The organism is Rhodococcus sp. SJ-3, assembly GCF_051918125.1.
Lineage (GTDB): Bacteria > Actinomycetota > Actinomycetes > Mycobacteriales > Mycobacteriaceae > Rhodococcus.
On the sequence record NZ_CM123306.1, the window covers coordinates 3,693,023 to 3,709,754 of the forward strand.

Genomic DNA, 16,732 nt, shown 5'->3' on the forward strand with positions numbered 1-16,732 from the left:
AGGATCACCGAGCCATCACTTCGCCGGCAAAAGTTAGGGTTGGAGCTTATGACGAACAATTCGACCGAGGTCGCGCGGCATTTCAAAACCGCGGTCGTGCCGGCAGCGGGCATGGGAACGCGCTTCCTTCCCGCCACCAAGACCGTTCCGAAGGAACTGCTTCCTGTGGTCGACACACCGGGAATCGAGCTGGTGGCGGGGGAGGCCGCCGAGTCGGGTGCCGAGCGACTGCTGATCGTCACCTCGCCCGGTAAGGACGGGGTGGTTGCGCACTTCGTCGAAGATCTCGTGCTGGAGTCCAAGCTCGAGGAGAAGGGCAAGTACGAGCTGCTCGCCAAGGTCCGCAAGTCGTCCGGAATCCTCGAGGTCGACTCGGTGATCCAGGCTCAGCCGCTCGGTCTGGGCCACGCCGTGGCGTGCGCCGAGGATGCGCTCGACGACGACGAGGATGCGATCGCGGTACTCCTGCCCGATGACCTCGTGCTGCCCGTGGGCGTGCTCGAGACCATGCAGAAGGTGCGCACCAAGCGCGGGGGATCGGTGCTGTGCGCGATCGACGTGCCGAAGGACCAGGTGAGTGCCTACGGCGTGTTCGACGTCGAGGTCGTGCCCGACGCCACCAACCCGGATGTGCTCAAGGTGCTCGGCATGGTCGAGAAGCCGGCCATCGAGGATGCGCCCTCGACCTTCGCCGCGGCAGGCCGCTACCTGCTCGACCGCGCGATCTTCGACGCGCTGCGTCGCATCGAGCCCGGGGCGGGCGGAGAGCTCCAGCTGACCGACGCGATCGCGCTGTTGATCTCCGAGGGACACCCCGTCCACGTCGTGGTCCACCGCGGCACCCGACACGACCTCGGAAATCCCGGTGGCTACCTGCGTGCTGCGGTTGACTCTGCGTTGAACACCGAGGAGTACGGTCCCTCGCTTCGTGAGTGGCTGGTCGAACGTCTCGAACGATGACGTCGACGGGTGATCTGTGAACGGTGACGCGCGGTAGTGCGGGCTGGAGGACGGTAGCGGTATGCGGTCGGTTGAGGATCAGCAGACCAGGGTGACGGCGGCAGCCGTTGCGCCCAGGCCTGTGCGGGTGGCGATCTCGGAGGCGCAGGGATTGCTCTGTGCAGAAGAGGTGGTCACCGAGCGTCCGTTACCGGGATTCGACCAGGCCGCGATCGACGGTTACGCGGTTCGCAGCGTCGATGTGCAGACGGTGGGTGCGCGCCCCGATCCGGAATCCGGTGAGGAACCCGCCGAGGTGACGCTCCCGGTGGTCGGCGAAGTGCGCGCGGGCTCGCGTCAGCCCATCCGGTTGCAGCCGCGGCAAGCCGTGCGGGTCGATACCGGTGCGCCGCTGCCCACGCTCGCCGATGCGGTGCTCCCGCTCGGGAGCACCGACGGGGGCGACGCCCGGATCAAGGTCTTCGAACCGGTCCGCTCGGGCGACTACGTGCGACGCACCGGCGACGACGTACAGCCCGGCGACGTGGCCGTGCGTGCGGGCGCGATCATCGGCGCCGCACAGGTGGGTCTGCTCGCCGCGGTCGGGCGCGACAAGGTGCTCGTGCATCCGCGACCGCGACTGTCGGTGATCTCGGTCGGCGGCGAACTCGTCGACATCGACCGTACGCCCGGCCCGGGGCAGGTCTACGACGTGAACTCCTACGCGCTGGCTGCGGCCGCGCGCGACGCAGGCGCCGACGTCAATCGGGTCGGGATCGCGAGCACCGAGCCGAAACGGCTGCGCGAGGTGGTCGAAGGACAGCTGATCCGCTCCGAGATCGTGGTGATCGCGGGTGCTGTCGGTGGTAGTGCGCTCGACGACGTCCGTGAGGCCCTGACCGATCTCGGCAAGCTCGAGGTCGAGCGGGTGGCGATGCATCCGGGTTCTGTTCAGGGATTCGGACAGCTCGGTCGCGACGAGGTGCCCACCTTCCTGCTTCCGTCGAATCCGGTCAGTTCCCTGGTGGTGTTCGAGGTGATGGTGCGTCCGTTGATCCGGATCGCGCTGGGGCGACGCCAACCGATGCGCCGCATCGTCACGGCCCGCACGATCGCCCCGATCACGTCGATTCCGGGGCGCAAAGGATTTCTGCGCGGGCAGCTCATGCGCGACGAAACGTCAGGTGACTATCTGGTGCAGGCGCTCGGGGGCGCGGCGGGCGGGTCGTCGCACCTGCTCGCGACTCTTGCGGAAGCGAATTGCCTCGTGCTGGTTCCGCCGGAGGTGTCGGAGATCCGCACGGGCGACCCGGTGGATGTGTCGTTCCTCGGGCAACGTGGATGAGTCGTCACCCCGGGTGGCCGGCCGATTTGGGGCCGCTTCGTGTCGCGGGTGGGTCGGTGACGGTGCGGTCGGTGCGGCTCAGGGACGCCGCCGCGTGGAGCCGGTTGCGCACACGCGACCGTGAGCACCTCGAGCCGTGGGAGCCGACGGGGGAGTCACCGTGGGAGATGCGGCATCACATCTCCGTGTGGCCGGGCCTGTATCGGAGTCTGCGCGCGGAGGCCCGCAAGGGACTGATGGTGCCGATGGCGATCGAACTCGACGGTCGGTACTGCGGTCAGATCACGGTGGGCAACATCGTGCGCGGGGCGCTGAGATCCGCGTGGATCGGCTACTGGGTCGAGAAAGAGGTCAACGGACTCGGCGTCGCAACCGCAGCACTCGCGCTCGGGCTCGATCACTGCTTCGGCCCCATCGGCCTGCACCGTGTCGAGGCGACGGTGCGTCCGGAGAACCAGCCAAGCCGCGCCGTGCTGCGCAACGTCGGCTTCCGTGACGAAGGTCTGCTCCAGCGCTATCTCGACGTGCAGGGGCGGTTTCGTGATCATCTTCTCGTTGCGATGACGGCCGAGGAAGTACCCGGCTCGGTGGCCGATCGTTTGGTGCGCAGTGGGCGCGCGACCTGGGCCTGAGCGTCCGCCGCTGCCCGTCTCCGTGAGAACGGTGTGCTGCGTGTAATGCAAGTTACGTGCAACATGAGTAACAATCCCCACCGCAGAGATATACGTGTGTGACTAGAGTGAAGAGTGTGTCCCATGGTTTCGCGTGACTAGTGTGACGGCAGTAGCCGTCTGAGTCGGCGTTTCTGTAGAGATAAGAGTGATGATGCCGTTAACCTGGGAAAGGTCAGTGGCGTCGACGGACTGGTAGGCGACAACTGGGAGGAGGGCCGCCGGAATGCCGAACTCACTCCTGTGGATCGGGCTAGTTGCCGTGTGGTTGTTCGTCCTGGTTCCCATGCTGGTCACGAAGCGTCCTCGCATCCGTCAGACGACCGACGCCGCACTCGCAACACGGGTTCTGCATCGGGGCGACCAGAAGCCGAAGGCCCCCCGAGGCCCCGCGACAGGTCACCGCACCGATCCGAACTGGCGTCCGAGTCGTGATCACACGCACCGCCATGCGGAGGCTCGTATGAACACTCAGACCGACGACAGGCCCGACACCGAACCCGACTTCCACGACCTCGACGACGCTGCGGCGATCGACTCCGACGAGCACCGGTACGAGGCCCACGACCCCCCGGCGCGTCAGAGCGTTCCGCGCCGCCGCGGGCGAGGTGGATTCGATCCCCACGCCGATGCGGTGGCATCGGCCGAACGATACGAGTTCCGCCAGCGCGCGGTCTTGGGTCTGCTCATCGGCTCCATCATGACTGCGGCGCTGGGTTTGATCCTGTCGCCCGTGATGTGGTGGGTATGCGCCCTCGTGGTGGCAGCGTTCGTCGGTTACCTCTTCTATCTGCGCCGTCAGGTACGGCTCGAACAGGACATCCGCCGGCGCAGAATGGCCCGGCTGCAGAGGTCCGCAGCGACCGGAGTGCACGTGCAGGGCGACGGCGACTCCGGCGAGGTTCCGTCGCGACTGCGTCGCCCGGGGGCCGTGGTTCTCGAACTCGACGACGAAGACCCCGAATTCGAGCACCTCGACAGGTTCGACGACGAATACGCCGAGTACGTCGACCCGGGGTACCTCGACCCGGGTTACGACGAACCCGACGACTTCCCCGTCCGGCACGCCTCCGGTGCATGACGGACACTGGGAAACGACTTCGGAAAGCCCGCACCACAGGGTGCGGGCTTTCCTGCTTGTGAGGCCATGACCTGCGTCTATATCTTGATTTCGTGTTGAGGGTCTGCGTTTGCTAAGGTTTGCGAGTTGGTTCTGCGGAACCCTCGGGGCTGTGGCGCAGTTGGTAGCGCGCTTCGTTCGCATCGAAGAGGTCAGGGGTTCGATTCCCCTCAGCTCCACAATTTCAGACGTACTAGAACACCTGACATCGGTGGAAGCCGGGGGTTGGTGCGAGGGCGGCGAACGGCTCAGCGAGCTTGATCGTCGCCCTTTCGTATTCGCTGATCTCGATGCCGTCGGTGAGTGCTTGGTTCGTCAGCCGCCCCGTGGAGTGAGTGCGACGCGCCGCTGAACATCGCTCGATCAGTGGCCAGAGTCCTCTGGCACTGGCCATGAATTTGCTCGTTACTGTGCGTCTGGCCGCGACTCGCGATCACTACGACCCTTGTGGGTACGGGACGAGTCACTTCGCCACGTATTCGAGCAGGGCAGCGATCCCCGTAGTGAAGATGGCTTCGGTGTCGACCTCATGTGCGACATGCAGGCGGGCGTAGGTGGGGGAGGTCTCGACGTCGATCGCCGTAGCGCGTTCGCTGTCTGCCATCGGAGCGGTCGTGGCGCTGCCAATGGCGAAGTTCGACAGTGCGTACGCCGCGCCGAGAGGGTCTGGTGCTCCTGCCTGCTGGAGCAGGATCACCATGCGCTCGGAGAGCCGGAGGTAGTTCGGCCCTCGCGGTGCGCGCATCCCGATGACTTGGCAGGCCCAGCGATGGTCGGTCAGGTGCCGGTAGTAGGCGCGCATGAGTTCGAGCAGCGGTGCATCAGCGATGGCTTGGCTGATGGTCGGGTCGTTGCCGAGGGCTTCATCCAGAGCGAGGTCGAACAGGTCATCGACGGATTCGACTCGGGAATAGAGACTGGCGGGAGCCACGTCGAGTCGTGTCGCGACGGCGCGAGCGGTGAGCGCACGCAGCCCGCCGTCGTCCAGCAGGGTGACGGCGGCGCGGGCGATGTCTCGTACGTCGACAGCGCGTGTGCGGCGTACAGGCTTGGGGTGCTCCCAGTAGCTCACCCTTCCAGGTTATCCGAACGATGTTCGCATTGTTATCCGCACTATGTTAGTTTTGGGGGTATGTTGGATGCCACGCGCCTCCCGCTTCGCAGCGAACACGCCGTGCTTAGAGCGATGCACACCGGCGACGCACGCCCATACGCCGAGGGAACTGCCGATGCCTCAGTGCGCCGGTACGCGCATCTGCCCGAACCGGAGTACACCGAGGCGTCCGTCACAGCGCTCATCAACGGCGCAATCAGCGAGGGGCTGGAGCGCGGCGACCTCGCGGTGCTCGCCATCAGCGACCCCTCCACAGGTGAGTTCGCCGGGAGTCTCGTTCTGTTCGACGTCACCGACAAGTCGGTTGAGGTTGGCTTCTGGGTGCACCGCGACCATCGCGGCAAAGGACTCGCCGGTGCCGCACTCTCCCTCGCTGACACGCTCGCCCAGCGCAGCGGACTCACCCGTCTGACAGCGCGCACCGTGCCGGAGAACCTGGCTTCCCGGCGCGTACTCGAACAGGCAGGGTTCTCGTGCGGAGCCGAAGTCGACGACGTCGCCCCCTCCGGCGAAGCGGTCGTCCTGTTGCACTACTCGCGTGAACTTGTATCGAACCCGCTGATTCCGGTGGAGACCGAACGCCTCCGTCTCCGGCTCCACGAGTCTGGCGACATGGGTTGGTTGCACCGTTTGTACTCGAAATCCAGTGTCGCGCGGTATCTGTTGGATGAGCCGTGGAGCCGCGATGACGCCGCCAAGCGGGTCAGCGAGCGACTGGCCAAGACCGGCCTCGACAGCGACGCTCGAGCGCTGGCGCTCGTTATCGAACACGACGGAACGCCGATCGGAGATGTTCTCCTGTGGTTCGTCGACGCCGACCGCAGAGTCGCGGAGATCGGCTGGGTGCTCGACCCCGATCACGGCGGGAGAGGGTTCGCACGCGAGGCGGTGAGCGCGGTGCTGCAGGTCGCGTTCGACCACTATCGAGTGCACCGTGTTTCCGCACAGATGGACGCGCGTAATACCGCCTCGGCCAAGCTCGCCACTGCCGTTGGAATGCATCACGAAGCGCATCTGCGCCGGGACTGGTGGAGCAAAGGTGAGTGGACGGACACCCTCATCTTCGGGATGCTTGCCAGCGACCGGTGAGCCGCACCACGCAAACGTCCCCTCAATCCTGTTGGGGCGGACCGTACGAGAGACGGTCGAAGATCAGCACACTCGCGCTGATCTTGCTGTCGCGCACCGTGAAGCATTCCGCGGCCGGGGCCGTGGCGGTTGCTGCGGTCTGCGGGTAGTAGAAGAGCGCGACGCGATCTCGGTCTGCGAAGTCGGCGATATCGGCCACACCGGTGAGTGCGGGTGCGAATCCGGCGATGAAGTCCTGGTACGCGGCTTTGCCGTTCAGATCGATGCCCGGTGCTCGGCAGATGATGTCGTCGGCAACGTGGGTCATGGCACGCGCGACATCCCCGCTCGTCCAGGCCCGGTGGTAGTTCTTCACGACGTCGTAGGCGGATTCCTGTGGCATGGGAGACTCCCTCGATTCTCGTTCGTGTAGTGATGTCTTTCGGGTCGGTTCACTCGCCGCGCGGCTGCCACTCGTCCGGTCCGGCGTCGCCGCCGGAGCCTGCTGTGGCCAGACGGGGGAGGAAATGGTCCCACCCGTGGGCGTGCCCGCGCAGTTCGGTATCGGGAAGGTCGGAGTGGACGAGGTCGACGCGGGTGCCGCCGGCGACGGCGGTGAGCCGGAACTCGACCGTCGATGCTCCGATGGGCAGATCCGCATTCCCTGCAAATCCCCACGAGACGACCACGCGGGTCGGGTAGTCGACGTGAAGATACTCGCCACGGACCGGGTAGCCGGCGATGTCGACCGCGAAGAGGCCGCCGGGTCTCGGATCGAGTTCGGCATACTGGCCCATCCACGCTGTCATCCCGGAGTTCGTGGTCAGGTACTCGAACACTGTCTCGGGCGCTGCGGCAATGTCGATCGAATCTCGGAACTCAGCCACGGTTCTCGCCCGCCCTCGCTTCGATCACGGTCTTGAGTGCAGACAGCTTCCCCGGCCAGAAATCGTCGAGGTATGACCGCACTGCGGCAAGACCGTCGGTGTTCACTGTGAACAGATGGCGTGTGCCCTCGCGTGTGCTGACTGCGAGGCCCGCTTTCCGGAGGACTCCGAGGTGGTGCGACGTCGTCTGTTGGGACAATCCGACTTCCTCGGCGATAGAACCCACCGGGCGCGGAGCGGAGCGGATGACCCGTAGGATCGTCCGTCGATTCTCGTCGGCAAGCGCCCGTAACGCCCTGTCGAGGTCCGCTGCAGCCTCGGCACCCATTGTTCGCCTCCGCTCATCGAGTGCCATGAGGGTAGCACAAATGAATATTTGTACTCATGCATATGCGTGGACTCGAGTGCTCGGAATAGCTATCCCGCGCTCACAGCCGCCGCAGGACCACGACGGTGTCGTCGAGTACGACCTGGGTTCCGTCCGGGCCGATGGCGTCACGCGCGCGGGTCTCGGCGATCCGCACTTCCCAGCTGCCCGGTTCGAGGTCGAGTGCCTCGACCTCTTCCTGCGGGCTCGGGAACCGATGGTCGCCGTGCCCCTCGTGCGCATCGGCGCCCGCCCACGGTGGGAACGCGGCGTGCGAGACGATCACGAGGTGCCCGCGCGGCGCGACGAGTCCGGCGGCGTGGCGAAGCACGTCGGTGCGCGGAAACTCGACGGGCGAATGAAGGAACGATGCGGCGACGAGGTCGTAGCTGCTGTCTTCGCGCCAGGTTGCCAGGTCTGCCGCGGCGAACCGGATGCGATCGACGGGAAGTCCGGCGGCGCGCGCAGCGTCGGTGGCGCGGCGGACGGCGGTGCGGGAGATGTCTACTCCGGTCGCGTCCCAGCCGCCGCGTGCCAGCCAGATCGTGTCGGCACCTTCGCCGCAGCCGAGGTCGAGAGCAGTGCCCGGTGCCAGGCCGGACACCGCGTCGACGAGGGACGCGTTCGCATTGCCCGACCACAGACCGTCGCTGTCGGTGTAGCGGTTCTCCCAGAATTGTGCCGGTGATGTGTCGGCGTGCATGAACTCTCCTCGTGTGCGGGCTTGCGTCACCGCCGATAATGCGACTTCATGTTGACATGAAGTCAAGTCCGAGGTGGACGATCGGTGAGGTGGCCGAGCGCTTCGGCCTCGCCCCACATGTATTGCGACATTGGGAGGACGTCGGGCTGATCGCGCCCGACCGCGACAGCGCAGGGCGCCGCCGCTACCGCGACACCGACGTCACCAGGGTGGCGGTGATCATCAGGAGCAAGGCCGCTGGAATGAGTCTCGACCAGATCCATGTCCTGCTGGCAGGGCAGACGGACGAGCGGCGCGAGGTGCTCACCGCGCACCTCGACGACCTGGAGCGACGGATGGCGGAGATGGCCCGCTCCCGGGAGATGACACTGCATGCACTCGAATGCCGCGCTCACGACATCGCGACATGCCCCAATTTCGCAGCAGGCGTCGCCGATCTCCTCGAGAACCGCACCGGCACACGTCCTGATTTCGGCTCGCACCGTACCGCGACGGAAGAGGCATCTCGATGAGTCGTTCTCGGACTCGGCGCAACTTCCGTGCACTATCCGGTAACCGCACTGTGCCGAGGCGGTAGAGCCGGTACCTCCAGCCCCAGTGAGTCGCGCAAGGTTCTACCCGGATACTCGATGCGGAACAGACCGCGGCGCTGCAACTCCGGCACCACGAGGTCGACGAAGTCGACGAGAGAATCCGGGTAGGCAGGGCACATCAGATTGAAGCCGTCGCAGGCGCCGGCAGCGAACCATTCCTCGATACGGTCGGCGATCGATTCCGGTGTGCCGATCATGGTGGCGTGGCCGCCACCTGCTGCGAGAAATCCGAGCAGTTCCCGCAGCGTGGGACGCTGCGTCTGGATGATTCGCTGCACCGTCGCGTACCGCCCCTGCGGGCCGGTGAACTCCGATATGGGAGGCAGGTCCGAAACCGGAGCGTCGAGAGCATGACCGGTGTAGTCCCGGCCGGTGAACGACCCGAGCTGGGCGAGAGCACCCTCGACATCGAGAAGAGAGTCCAATGCGGCCTTCTTCGCGTGTGCTTCGTCGTCGGTGCGGCCGACGTAGGTGACGAGACCGGGCAGTATCGCGATAGACGCGGCATCACGCCCCGCGGCGGCGGTGCGGGACCGCAGATCGGTAGCGAACTCGAGCGCTGCCGGAAGGTCCCAGGCGACCGAATACACGGCCTCGGCGTGGCGTGCTGCGAGGTCGCGTCCGGTGTCGGAGGCGCCGGCCTGGAACAACACGGGGCGTCCCTGCGGGCAGCGTGGCACCGTGAGCGGGCCGTCCACTCGGAAGTGTCTACCGTGGTGTTCGATCCGGTGGATCGCGTCGGCATCCAGGAAACGCCCGGCAGTGCGGTCCGCGATCACGGCGTGCTCTTCCCACGAATCCCACAGCGCGACAATCGCGTCGATGAACTCCGCCGCTCGCCCGTATCGTTCGGCGTGGGCCGGTAGTGACTCGAGTCCGTGGTTGCGGGCTTCGGCGTCGAACATCGAGGTCACGATGTTGGCACCGGCGCGTCCACCGCTGATGTGATCGAGCGAGGCGAGCATGCGGGCCGCGTGGAACGGCGTGTAGAAACTTGCGGACACCGTGGTGACCAGGCCGATCTTCTCAGTGGCCCGCGCCATCGCAGACAGCGCCGTGAGCGGTTCGAGAAACCACGTCGTGCCCGCCGTGTACGCGGTGTTCACACTGTGCCCGTCGGCGAAGAACACCGCATCGAAGCAGCCCCGTTCGGCGGTGCGCGCGAGTTCCTCGAAGTAGGCGATGTCGCCGATGCGCTCCGCGGCGGAGTCCGGGTGCCGCCACGCCGAAGAATGATGCCCGGCACCGTACAGAAATGCGCCCAGATGCAGGGTGCGTACCACCGGCATCAGTCCATCACCAGCCCGCCGTCGACGACGAGGTTCTGCCCGGTCACTGCTCGCGACCAGTCGGACGCGAAGAACAGCACGGCGGCGGCGAAGTCCTCCGGCGTCGTGACCGCACGCAGCGGGGTGGACGCGGCGATCAGGTCGAAGACCTCAGGAGGTGTCGCGGACGATGCATCGGTGGTGCGCAGGAGTCCGCCCGACACCATGTTCACCCGGATGCCTTCGGGGCCCAGATCCGCAGCAAAGGTGCGGGTCGTCGACAGCAGGGCCGCTTTCGCCGCGGTGTAGTCGTGGTACGGCACGACCGGGTTCTGGAACAGGTTGGTCCCGATGTTGACGATGCTGCCGCCGCCGGCTTCGCGCATGCCCCTCAGGGCGGCCTGGATCGTGTTCACCGCGCCACCGACGATGCCTTCGAGTTGCGCTGCGAACGCACCGTAACCGATCTCGTCGGCCTTGTCTCGGGCGTCACCGTTGAAGGAGAAGTCGGGAAGGGCATTGTTCACCACGGTGGTCACCGGACGTCCGAAGTGTTCGCGCGCCCGGTCGAACGCAGCCTGTACCTGCGTGCGGTCGGTGACATCGGCCTGCACGGCGATCGCTCGTTCGGAGCCGATGCTCTCGGCGAGAGCCTGTGCTGCATCGCCGCTGCGCCGGTAGTTCACCACGACCGACGCGCCTTCGTCCGCGAAGGCCTGCGCGATGCTGCTGCCGAGCCCGCGGGCTGCGCCGGTGATCAGGACGATCTGATTCTGCAGTGACGTTGTGACGAGAGCCATTGTGGCGCCTTCCCTTCGGAGCGAGGGATACACAGGCGGCATCGGTCCACTGGTCTGTTGCCGACTCGGCATCCCTTCGCTCGCATGATCGAGATCAGGTTCTACGGGTGTGGTCTCAGCCGTTTCCGGCACCCCGTGTCGAGTTCCGAACCCCAGGTTAGCAGTGTGCACGGGCAACGCCGGAGCACGTCACGTTCCGGCATGGGCGAACAGCAACGCGAGCCACGCCCAGCCCACGGTGATCACCACCCGCTGCACGAGCCCGGCGAGCCGGGCGTCGTTTTCCCACGCCTGCCCGAATGCGACGAAGCCGATGCTCAGCGCGCCGGCGGTCAGGCCCGAAAACCATGTCCACGCGGCGCCGGACACCGTGAACGCGGCGATGATCGCGGCTGCAGGAAGCGAGGTGAACACGACTGCACCCGCGTGGTCATGAATCTTGTGGCGGCGCGTGTACACCGTCGGTGTGCGGTCCGGTGTGCCCGGCGGATATCCACGCATCGCATCCATCGGAAAGAGTCCCGAGAGTACGAGGGCGACGCCGAACACTCCGATCGTCACGCCGAGCAACACACTGCCGAATGCGTCGGCGACGCCGACGGATCCGAGGGCCACTCCTACGCCGCACGCGATGAAGTTGGTGGTCTGGATCCAGCCTCGGCGGCCGAGTGCGAGCGCACTGACGGGCTGGCGTACCGGGTGATAGCCGGGGCGGGTCCACCCCTCGACGAGGAAGACCACGACGAAGACCGTGAGCGCGACCGAACCGATGATCGTCACGCGGTCATTCCCACCGGAAGAGCGCCGCCGCAACGACGACACCGGTCACGATCGCCACGCCGAGCGCGACGAAATGGGCCGGATCGGCCGGACTTCCGGCCCATGCCGCGGACATGGCCTGCGACGAGGCGCCGAACGGTAGCCACTCTCCCACCGCGGCAACGGGCTCCGGGAGCGAATCGATGCTGCCGAACAAGCCGCCGGTCGCGCCGAGTGCGAAGAACGCGACGAGACCGATCGCCACCGCGGAGTTCGGGGTCGGGGAGATCGCCGCGACGATCATTCCCACCGCATACATCGCCGCCATCGAAAGCACGAAGACACCGAGAGCAGTGCCTGGGTGCACAGGTAGCCGGGCGTCGAAGAAGACGATCGCGACGATCAGCGCCGCACCGAGCCCGACCAGGGTCTGCAGCACGCTCACCACGACCTGTGCCACCAGGACCATCGCAGGAGACGCCGGTGTCACCGACAGTCGACGCAGAATCCCCGTGCGACGGTAGTACGCCAGGAAACTCGGCATGTTGATGACACCGATCGTGGCGATGATGATCGTGAACACCAGCGGCATAACGTACACATCGAGCGCTGAGCGTCCGTTGATCACAACCTCGCCGCTCGCGGTCGCCGCACTCATGACAAGGATGAGCAGCGGGAGGCCGATCGGGACGACGAGACCCGCCGTGTCGCGTGCCACCATCCTCGCTTCGCACGCGATCAGCGTCAGCCATGCCGCGAAACCGGGCCGCCGGATCTCCGTACCGGTGTTCATACGGTGTCCTCCAGTTCTTTTCCGGTGAGCGCGACGAATGCCTCGTCGAGGTTGTTCGCAGACGCTGCGGCAACGAGTCCGGACGGGGTGTCCAGGGCGACGAGTCTGCCTGCGTCGAGCAGGGCCACACGGTCGCAGAGACGTTCGACCTCTTCCATTGCGTGGCTGACCAGAAGGACAGCAACGTTGTCGTTGCGCAATCGCTCGACCGTTTCCCACATCTGTCGCCGAGCCCGCGGGTCGAGGCCGGTGGTGAGTTCATCGAGGATGACCACTCGTGGCCGTCCGACGAGTGCCAGCGCGATCGACAACCGCTGCTGCTGACCACCCGAGAGCTTCTCGAATCGGATTCCTCGCTGCGCGGTGAGACCGACCATCTCCAAGAGTTCTGCGGCACCGGCGGGTGCCGGATAGAAGGTGCGATACAGGCCGACGAGTTCGGCGACGGTCAGCGCCCCGTGGAGGGTGGCCGCCTGCAACTGAACTCCGAGAATCTGTCGGGCGTGCGCACGGTCGCGGTGGGGATCGACGCCGAGAACACGCACACGTCCACCGTCGGGCGATCGCAAGCCCGCGACCATTTCGACGGTGGTGGTCTTTCCCGCCCCGTTCGTCCCGATGATCCCGAGGGTTTCGCCGACCCCGAGTGTGAAGCTGATGTCGTCGACCGCGACCTTGTCGCGATACCGCTTGCACAGGTGCTCGGCAACGATAGCCGGGGCGCTGATGTTCATGACGCCGACGGTATGAGCCGAGCGTGCGTGATCGCGTGTGCCGGATGTCAGGAATGCCGACCATGACTTTCGGCACCCGCTCAGCATGATGGTCGCGGCTTAGAGTGGTGTCGTGCATCGATGGTCACCTGAGGGATTGTCGGGCGTGGCGATGCTCGTCGTCTCGGTTGTGGTGGGCGGACCGATCCTGTTCGGCGGCGCTCACACCGAGATCCCGCGCGCCGCATGGATCGTGCTGTTCGGTGTCCTGCTCGTCGCGTTGTTCTTTGCCGCTGCGGCCCAGCGACCGTCGGCAGGCAAGGCCTCGTTGGCAGTGGCTGTCGTCTCCGGCTGGGCTGTGGTGGCGACCGCGCCGGGAATGGGGCCGCTGCCGATTCTGCTCGTCGTCGTCGCTGCCCTGAGCGTCTACGTGGTACAGATTCGCATCGGCCTGCTCGTGGTGGTTCTCAACACGCTCGTCATTGCCTTCGCGACAGCGCAGCAGACCGGAGATACCGGTGCGACGATACTGACCGCGGGTTTCTATCTCCTCATCCAGCTGGCGACGCTATTCAGTTCGTTGTCGCTGTTGCGGGAACAGCAGATGCGGCGGGAGCTGGCCGAGGCACACGTCGAACTCCAGGCGGCGAGCGTCCTGCTGTCGGAATCCGCGCGCACCGCGGAACGACTGCGGATCTCCCGCGACTTGCACGACCTCATCGGTCACCAGCTCACGGTGCTCGCGCTCGAACTGGAGGCGGCACGGCACCGAGACGGTGACCGGGCCCGGGAACACGTCGAGCGAGCGAACGGGGTCGCACGGGAACTGCTCGCCGACGTCCGGTCCACGGTCGGGGAGCTGCGAGTCGAGCCCTTGAACCTCGAGGTCGCCTTGAACCGTGTGGTGCGCGACCTGCCGGGGCTCGATGTGCAGATCGAGGTTGCATCCGACGTGGAGGTCCGAGAAGAGCAGGCCGCGGCATTCGTGCGGGCCGTGCAGGAGATCGTGACGAACGCGCTTCGGCACGCCGATGCTCGTACAGTTCGCGTCGAGATCTCGTCGGAGGCCGGAGGCGTGGTCCTGTCCGCGACCGACGACGGTGCCGGCACCCGGAAGTTGACCGTCGGCAACGGTCTGCGTGGCCTCGCTGAACGGTTCGAGGCGCTGGGCGGACACGCCACCTTCGACGGCAACGGTGGTTTCAGGGTCACAGCGAGGGTGCCGATCTCATGACTCGCGTTGTGGTGGTGGACGACCAGACGCTCGTGCGCCAGGGCATCCGGAGTTTGCTGGAGGTCGCCGAGATCGACGTGGTCGGGGAGGCGGACGACGGCCGGGTGGCCCTCGACGTCATCGCCGACGCCGGCCCCGACGTGGTCCTGCTCGATCTCAGAATGCCCGGGTACGACGGCATCTGGACACTCGATCGCCTGCGTGAGCGGGAGGTCGGGGTCCCGGTCCTCGTGCTCACGACGTTCGACGACGACGCCCTCGTTCTCGACGCTCTGCGCTCGGGAGCGCGCGGCTACATGCTCAAGGACGTCACGCTCGACCAGTTGACGCACGCGGTGCGAACCCTCGCCGACGGCGGAACCCTCATCGCCCCGTCGATCACCGACCGGCTTCTCCGCGCGATCCGGTCCGGCCCGTCGCCCGCGGGCGTCGATGCGCCGCCCGCGCAGCGCCTCACCGACCGCGAACTCGAGGTGCTGCGACTGATGGCGGAAGGCTTCGGTAATCGTCGGATCTCCGAGACGCTGTTTCTTGCTGAGGGGACGGTCAAGAACCACGTGTCGTCGATTCTGCTCAAACTAGGCGCCCGGGATCGCACCAACGCCGTGCTGCGTGCCCTCCACGAGGGAGTCCTACGTTGAGCTGTTCGGTGCTGTGAGCAGGATTTCGATCGCGTGAACGGTCATCCGGGACCATGGCGCCGATCGGGAGAACCCGGCACACTATGTGTCATGGATCACAGGATGAGTGACGACGAATTGCGGCGGGCCATTCGGGTGCTGCGCGAACGCGCGGACCGGGCGCGTAACGAGGGACGCGACGACGATGCCGACATGCTCGAGAAGACGATTCACGGCTACCAGGAGGAGATGTCCCAGCGGCTCTGACGATCGGTCTGCGCTTTCCGGAACGCCGCGGCGGTTAGGGTGTCGCCATGGCGATCAAGGACCTGCGCGGAACCAGATTTCTCGTTACGGGCGCGGCCAGCGGAATCGGCCGCGCTCTCGCTCTCGCGGCAGTCCGCGAGGGAGCCGATCTCATCCTGACCGACCTTCAACAGCACGGTCTCGACAGCGTTGTCGACGCCGTGCGCGCAGGCGGCGGGACCGTACTGCATTCCGCAGCGTTCGACATCTCGGACTACGATGCCGTCACCGCCTTCGCGCACGCCGTCCACGAGCGTTGCGAGTCGGTCGACATCGTCGCCAATGTCGCGGGGGTGTCGGTGTGGGGCACCGTCGACCGCCTGGAGCACAAGCACTGGAAGCTCATGGTCGACGTCAATCTCATGGGACCGATCCACGTCATCGAGAACTTCGTGCCGCCGATGATCGCGGCCGGTCGCGGAGGGCATCTGGTCAACGTCTCGTCGGCCGCTGGGCTTCTCGCATTGCCGTGGCATTCGGCGTACAGCGCCAGCAAGTTCGGGCTACGTGGCGTATCGGAGGTGCTGCGGTTCGACCTCAAACGGGACGGTATCGGTGTTTCGCTCGTGGTGCCCGGAGCTGTGGCCACCCCGCTGGTCGACACGGTGGACATCATCGGCGTCGATCGCGACGCGCCCGCGGTCCGGAAACTGACGGGGCGTTTCGTCAAGCACGCGGCGTCGCCCGAGAAGGTCGCCGAGTGCATTCTCGCCGGCATCAGGAAGAATCGTTTCATGGTGTACACGTCGTTCGACACCAGGTTCGGTTTCTGGTGGGCCCGCAAGTTCGCCCCGCCCTACAACCTCGTGATGCAGGGCGCCAACGACTACTTCCGCAAGGTTCTACGCTCGGGCTCCGCGAAGTAGCCGGACCTGCCCGCGAAACCGATCTATGCGTCGCGCCGGAGTGCGGCGTGCAAGTGGTGGGTGAGCGGGGTGTCGGCGTGGGCCATCCACAGGTCGTAGGTGAGCGTGTCGCCGTCGAGGACGTAGCGACGCTTCAGTTCGTGCACCGGTTTCGCATCGGGTGAGCGTTCGAGAACTACCGCGGTGAGGTCGAGCACGCCCTGGGTGAGGCGACCGCGCTGGATTTCGACGAAACCCGTCGGTTGCGACACGAGCAGTTCGATGTCCCCGCCGCTGTTGCGCAGGTACCCGTTCTCGGTGTGCAGCGGTCGCGCCTCGGTGCGGTGACGGGTCCGGCTCACGTACATCAGGAACGGTTTGCCGGGGATCGAGGCGAATTCGATCGTCTCGTCGTACGAGAAGTCGTCGATGGTGGGGTAGTGGCCTTCACCGCCTCCCACCCAGCGACCCGCGAACGCGGCGAGTTCGCCGAGTGGATCGTTGTCGGCCGGATTGTCGGACATCGGTAACTCCTCGCGGGTGGGCTGCGCGTGTGCACCCGCCATCCTTCCGCAGAGAGTTACCGT

Annotated in this window: 22 protein-coding genes, 1 tRNA gene and 1 riboswitch; of the genes, 11 read left to right on the forward strand and 12 right to left on the reverse strand. The window is 66.1% G+C overall.

Translation table 11 applies throughout. From position 1 onward, the window contains the following. Positions 1–48: 48 nt before the first annotated feature. From ACTDXD_RS17205 to ACTDXD_RS17225, 5 genes are all read left to right on the forward strand, one after another. Positions 49–960: a UTP--glucose-1-phosphate uridylyltransferase gene (locus ACTDXD_RS17205; protein WP_247272835.1), complete on the forward strand. Its 912-nt coding sequence runs from the start codon at positions 49–51 to the stop codon at positions 958–960. A gap of 61 nt (positions 961–1,021) precedes the next feature. After that, positions 1,022–2,284: a molybdotransferase-like divisome protein Glp gene (gene glp / locus ACTDXD_RS17210; RefSeq protein ID WP_440123519.1), complete on the forward strand. Its 1,263-nt coding sequence runs from the start codon at positions 1,022–1,024 to the stop codon at positions 2,282–2,284. After that, positions 2,281–2,916, forward strand: coding sequence for a GNAT family N-acetyltransferase (locus tag ACTDXD_RS17215; protein ID WP_169687842.1), 636 nt, complete (start codon positions 2,281–2,283; stop codon positions 2,914–2,916). Before glp ends, ACTDXD_RS17215 begins: the two co-directional genes overlap by 4 nt. 265 nt (positions 2,917–3,181) lie before the next feature. Beyond that, a complete protein-coding gene (gene sepX, locus ACTDXD_RS17220) occupies positions 3,182–4,036 on the forward strand; it encodes a divisome protein SepX/GlpR (protein ID WP_440123520.1) in 855 nt (284 codons plus the stop codon). 145 nt (positions 4,037–4,181) lie between these two features. Beyond that, positions 4,182–4,254 (forward strand) — tRNA-Ala (locus tag ACTDXD_RS17225). Positions 4,255–4,268: 14 nt separating this feature from the next. Here ACTDXD_RS17225 and ACTDXD_RS17230 read toward each other — a convergent pair. Together ACTDXD_RS17230 and ACTDXD_RS17235 are read right to left on the reverse strand one after the other, a co-directional pair. Further along, positions 4,269–4,469, reverse strand: a complete 201-nt coding sequence (locus tag ACTDXD_RS17230; RefSeq protein WP_440123521.1) for a hypothetical protein — start codon at positions 4,467–4,469, stop codon at positions 4,269–4,271. A gap of 69 nt (positions 4,470–4,538) precedes the next feature. Beyond that, positions 4,539–5,147, reverse strand: coding sequence for a TetR/AcrR family transcriptional regulator (locus ACTDXD_RS17235; RefSeq protein ID WP_440123522.1), 609 nt, complete (start codon positions 5,145–5,147; stop codon positions 4,539–4,541). Between the two features lie 114 nt (positions 5,148–5,261). Here ACTDXD_RS17235 and ACTDXD_RS17240 point away from each other — a divergent pair, with 114 nt between their 5' ends. Beyond that, positions 5,262–6,278, forward strand: a complete 1,017-nt coding sequence (locus tag ACTDXD_RS17240; RefSeq protein ID WP_440123523.1) for a GNAT family N-acetyltransferase — start codon at positions 5,262–5,264, stop codon at positions 6,276–6,278. Positions 6,279–6,300: 22 nt separating this feature from the next. Here the strand turns inward: ACTDXD_RS17240 and ACTDXD_RS17245 are convergent, their stop codons facing one another. From ACTDXD_RS17245 to ACTDXD_RS17260, 4 genes are all read right to left on the reverse strand, one after another. Beyond that, positions 6,301–6,660 (reverse strand): nuclear transport factor 2 family protein, encoded by a 360-nt coding sequence (locus ACTDXD_RS17245; protein ID WP_440123524.1) that lies wholly within the window; start codon positions 6,658–6,660, stop codon positions 6,301–6,303. Between the two features lie 49 nt (positions 6,661–6,709). After that, positions 6,710–7,144, reverse strand: coding sequence for an SRPBCC family protein (locus ACTDXD_RS17250; RefSeq protein ID WP_440123525.1), 435 nt, complete (start codon positions 7,142–7,144; stop codon positions 6,710–6,712). After that, positions 7,137–7,472, reverse strand: a complete 336-nt coding sequence (locus ACTDXD_RS17255; protein WP_440123526.1) for an ArsR/SmtB family transcription factor — start codon at positions 7,470–7,472, stop codon at positions 7,137–7,139. The genes ACTDXD_RS17250 and ACTDXD_RS17255 overlap by 8 nt, the downstream gene beginning before the upstream one ends. A 100-nt stretch (positions 7,473–7,572) precedes the next feature. After that, positions 7,573–8,214, reverse strand: a complete 642-nt coding sequence (locus tag ACTDXD_RS17260; protein WP_440123527.1) for a class I SAM-dependent methyltransferase — start codon at positions 8,212–8,214, stop codon at positions 7,573–7,575. Positions 8,215–8,270: 56 nt separating this feature from the next. Here ACTDXD_RS17260 and ACTDXD_RS17265 point away from each other — a divergent pair, with 56 nt between their 5' ends. Then, a complete protein-coding gene (locus tag ACTDXD_RS17265) occupies positions 8,271–8,726 on the forward strand; it encodes a MerR family transcriptional regulator (protein WP_440123528.1) in 456 nt (151 codons plus the stop codon). Between the two features lie 32 nt (positions 8,727–8,758). Here ACTDXD_RS17265 and ACTDXD_RS17270 read toward each other — a convergent pair whose 3' ends face one another. The 5 genes from ACTDXD_RS17270 to ACTDXD_RS17290 form a co-directional block, all read right to left on the reverse strand. Then, positions 8,759–10,096: an LLM class flavin-dependent oxidoreductase gene (locus ACTDXD_RS17270; protein WP_440123529.1), complete on the reverse strand. Its 1,338-nt coding sequence runs from the start codon at positions 10,094–10,096 to the stop codon at positions 8,759–8,761. After that, the gene (locus ACTDXD_RS17275) at positions 10,096–10,875 is read right to left on the reverse strand and encodes a 3-oxoacyl-ACP reductase (RefSeq protein WP_440123530.1); all 780 of its coding nucleotides are present in this window, start codon (positions 10,873–10,875) and stop codon (positions 10,096–10,098) included. Before ACTDXD_RS17275 ends, ACTDXD_RS17270 begins: the two co-directional genes overlap by 1 nt. Positions 10,876–10,929: 54 nt before the next feature. Continuing rightward, positions 10,930–11,021: riboswitch (TPP riboswitch) on the reverse strand. Positions 11,022–11,064: 43 nt separating this feature from the next. Then, a complete protein-coding gene (locus ACTDXD_RS17280; protein ID WP_440123531.1) occupies positions 11,065–11,655 on the reverse strand; it encodes a DUF998 domain-containing protein in 591 nt (196 codons plus the stop codon). 4 nt (positions 11,656–11,659) lie between these two features. Then, complete coding sequence (locus ACTDXD_RS17285; RefSeq protein ID WP_440123532.1) at positions 11,660–12,427, reverse strand: ABC transporter permease; 768 nt, start codon at positions 12,425–12,427, stop codon at positions 11,660–11,662. Further along, on the reverse strand, positions 12,424–13,161 hold the full coding sequence (locus ACTDXD_RS17290) for an ABC transporter ATP-binding protein (protein WP_440123533.1): 738 nt from the start codon (positions 13,159–13,161) through the stop codon (positions 12,424–12,426). Before ACTDXD_RS17290 ends, ACTDXD_RS17285 begins: the two co-directional genes overlap by 4 nt. A 112-nt stretch (positions 13,162–13,273) precedes the next feature. Here ACTDXD_RS17290 and ACTDXD_RS17295 point away from each other — a divergent pair, with 112 nt between their 5' ends. From ACTDXD_RS17295 to ACTDXD_RS17310, 4 genes are all read left to right on the forward strand, one after another. Beyond that, complete coding sequence (locus tag ACTDXD_RS17295) at positions 13,274–14,374, forward strand: sensor histidine kinase (protein WP_440123534.1); 1,101 nt, start codon at positions 13,274–13,276, stop codon at positions 14,372–14,374. Continuing rightward, positions 14,371–15,015, forward strand: a complete 645-nt coding sequence (locus tag ACTDXD_RS17300) for a response regulator (RefSeq protein ID WP_440123535.1) — start codon at positions 14,371–14,373, stop codon at positions 15,013–15,015. The genes ACTDXD_RS17295 and ACTDXD_RS17300 overlap by 4 nt, the downstream gene beginning before the upstream one ends. A gap of 102 nt (positions 15,016–15,117) precedes the next feature. Further along, on the forward strand, positions 15,118–15,261 hold the full coding sequence (locus ACTDXD_RS17305) for a hypothetical protein (protein WP_440123536.1): 144 nt from the start codon (positions 15,118–15,120) through the stop codon (positions 15,259–15,261). 47 nt (positions 15,262–15,308) lie between these two features. Continuing rightward, entirely contained in the window at positions 15,309–16,166 is an 858-nt protein-coding gene (locus ACTDXD_RS17310) for an SDR family oxidoreductase (RefSeq protein ID WP_440123537.1), read from the forward strand. A gap of 23 nt (positions 16,167–16,189) precedes the next feature. Here the strand turns inward: ACTDXD_RS17310 and ACTDXD_RS17315 are convergent, their stop codons facing one another. Next, positions 16,190–16,669: an FABP family protein gene (locus tag ACTDXD_RS17315; RefSeq protein WP_440123538.1), complete on the reverse strand. Its 480-nt coding sequence runs from the start codon at positions 16,667–16,669 to the stop codon at positions 16,190–16,192. Positions 16,670–16,732 lie beyond the last annotated feature (63 nt).

Bases quoted from the DNA above. Each gene is read 5' to 3' on its own strand.
- ACTDXD_RS17205 (WP_247272835.1), top strand. From the start codon at position 49: ATGACGAACAATTCGACCGAGGTCGCGCGGCATTTCAAAACCGCGGTC.
- glp (WP_440123519.1), top strand. From the start codon at position 1,022: ATGCGGTCGGTTGAGGATCAGCAGACCAGGGTGACGGCGGCAGCCGTT.
- ACTDXD_RS17215 (WP_169687842.1), top strand. From the start codon at position 2,281: ATGAGTCGTCACCCCGGGTGGCCGGCCGATTTGGGGCCGCTTCGTGTC.
- sepX (WP_440123520.1), top strand. From the start codon at position 3,182: ATGCCGAACTCACTCCTGTGGATCGGGCTAGTTGCCGTGTGGTTGTTC.
- ACTDXD_RS17230 (WP_440123521.1), bottom strand. From the start codon at position 4,469: ATGGCCAGTGCCAGAGGACTCTGGCCACTGATCGAGCGATGTTCAGCG.
- ACTDXD_RS17240 (WP_440123523.1), top strand. From the start codon at position 5,262: ATGCACACCGGCGACGCACGCCCATACGCCGAGGGAACTGCCGATGCC.
- ACTDXD_RS17245 (WP_440123524.1), bottom strand. From the start codon at position 6,660: ATGCCACAGGAATCCGCCTACGACGTCGTGAAGAACTACCACCGGGCC.
- ACTDXD_RS17255 (WP_440123526.1), bottom strand. From the start codon at position 7,472: ATGGGTGCCGAGGCTGCAGCGGACCTCGACAGGGCGTTACGGGCGCTT.
- ACTDXD_RS17260 (WP_440123527.1), bottom strand. From the start codon at position 8,214: ATGCACGCCGACACATCACCGGCACAATTCTGGGAGAACCGCTACACC.
- ACTDXD_RS17265 (WP_440123528.1), top strand. From the start codon at position 8,271: ATGAAGTCAAGTCCGAGGTGGACGATCGGTGAGGTGGCCGAGCGCTTC.
- ACTDXD_RS17270 (WP_440123529.1), bottom strand. From the start codon at position 10,096: ATGCCGGTGGTACGCACCCTGCATCTGGGCGCATTTCTGTACGGTGCC.
- ACTDXD_RS17275 (WP_440123530.1), bottom strand. From the start codon at position 10,875: ATGGCTCTCGTCACAACGTCACTGCAGAATCAGATCGTCCTGATCACC.
- ACTDXD_RS17285 (WP_440123532.1), bottom strand. From the start codon at position 12,427: ATGAACACCGGTACGGAGATCCGGCGGCCCGGTTTCGCGGCATGGCTG.
- ACTDXD_RS17290 (WP_440123533.1), bottom strand. From the start codon at position 13,161: ATGAACATCAGCGCCCCGGCTATCGTTGCCGAGCACCTGTGCAAGCGG.
- ACTDXD_RS17300 (WP_440123535.1), top strand. From the start codon at position 14,371: ATGACTCGCGTTGTGGTGGTGGACGACCAGACGCTCGTGCGCCAGGGC.
- ACTDXD_RS17305 (WP_440123536.1), top strand. From the start codon at position 15,118: ATGAGTGACGACGAATTGCGGCGGGCCATTCGGGTGCTGCGCGAACGC.
- ACTDXD_RS17310 (WP_440123537.1), top strand. From the start codon at position 15,309: ATGGCGATCAAGGACCTGCGCGGAACCAGATTTCTCGTTACGGGCGCG.
- ACTDXD_RS17315 (WP_440123538.1), bottom strand. From the start codon at position 16,669: ATGTCCGACAATCCGGCCGACAACGATCCACTCGGCGAACTCGCCGCG.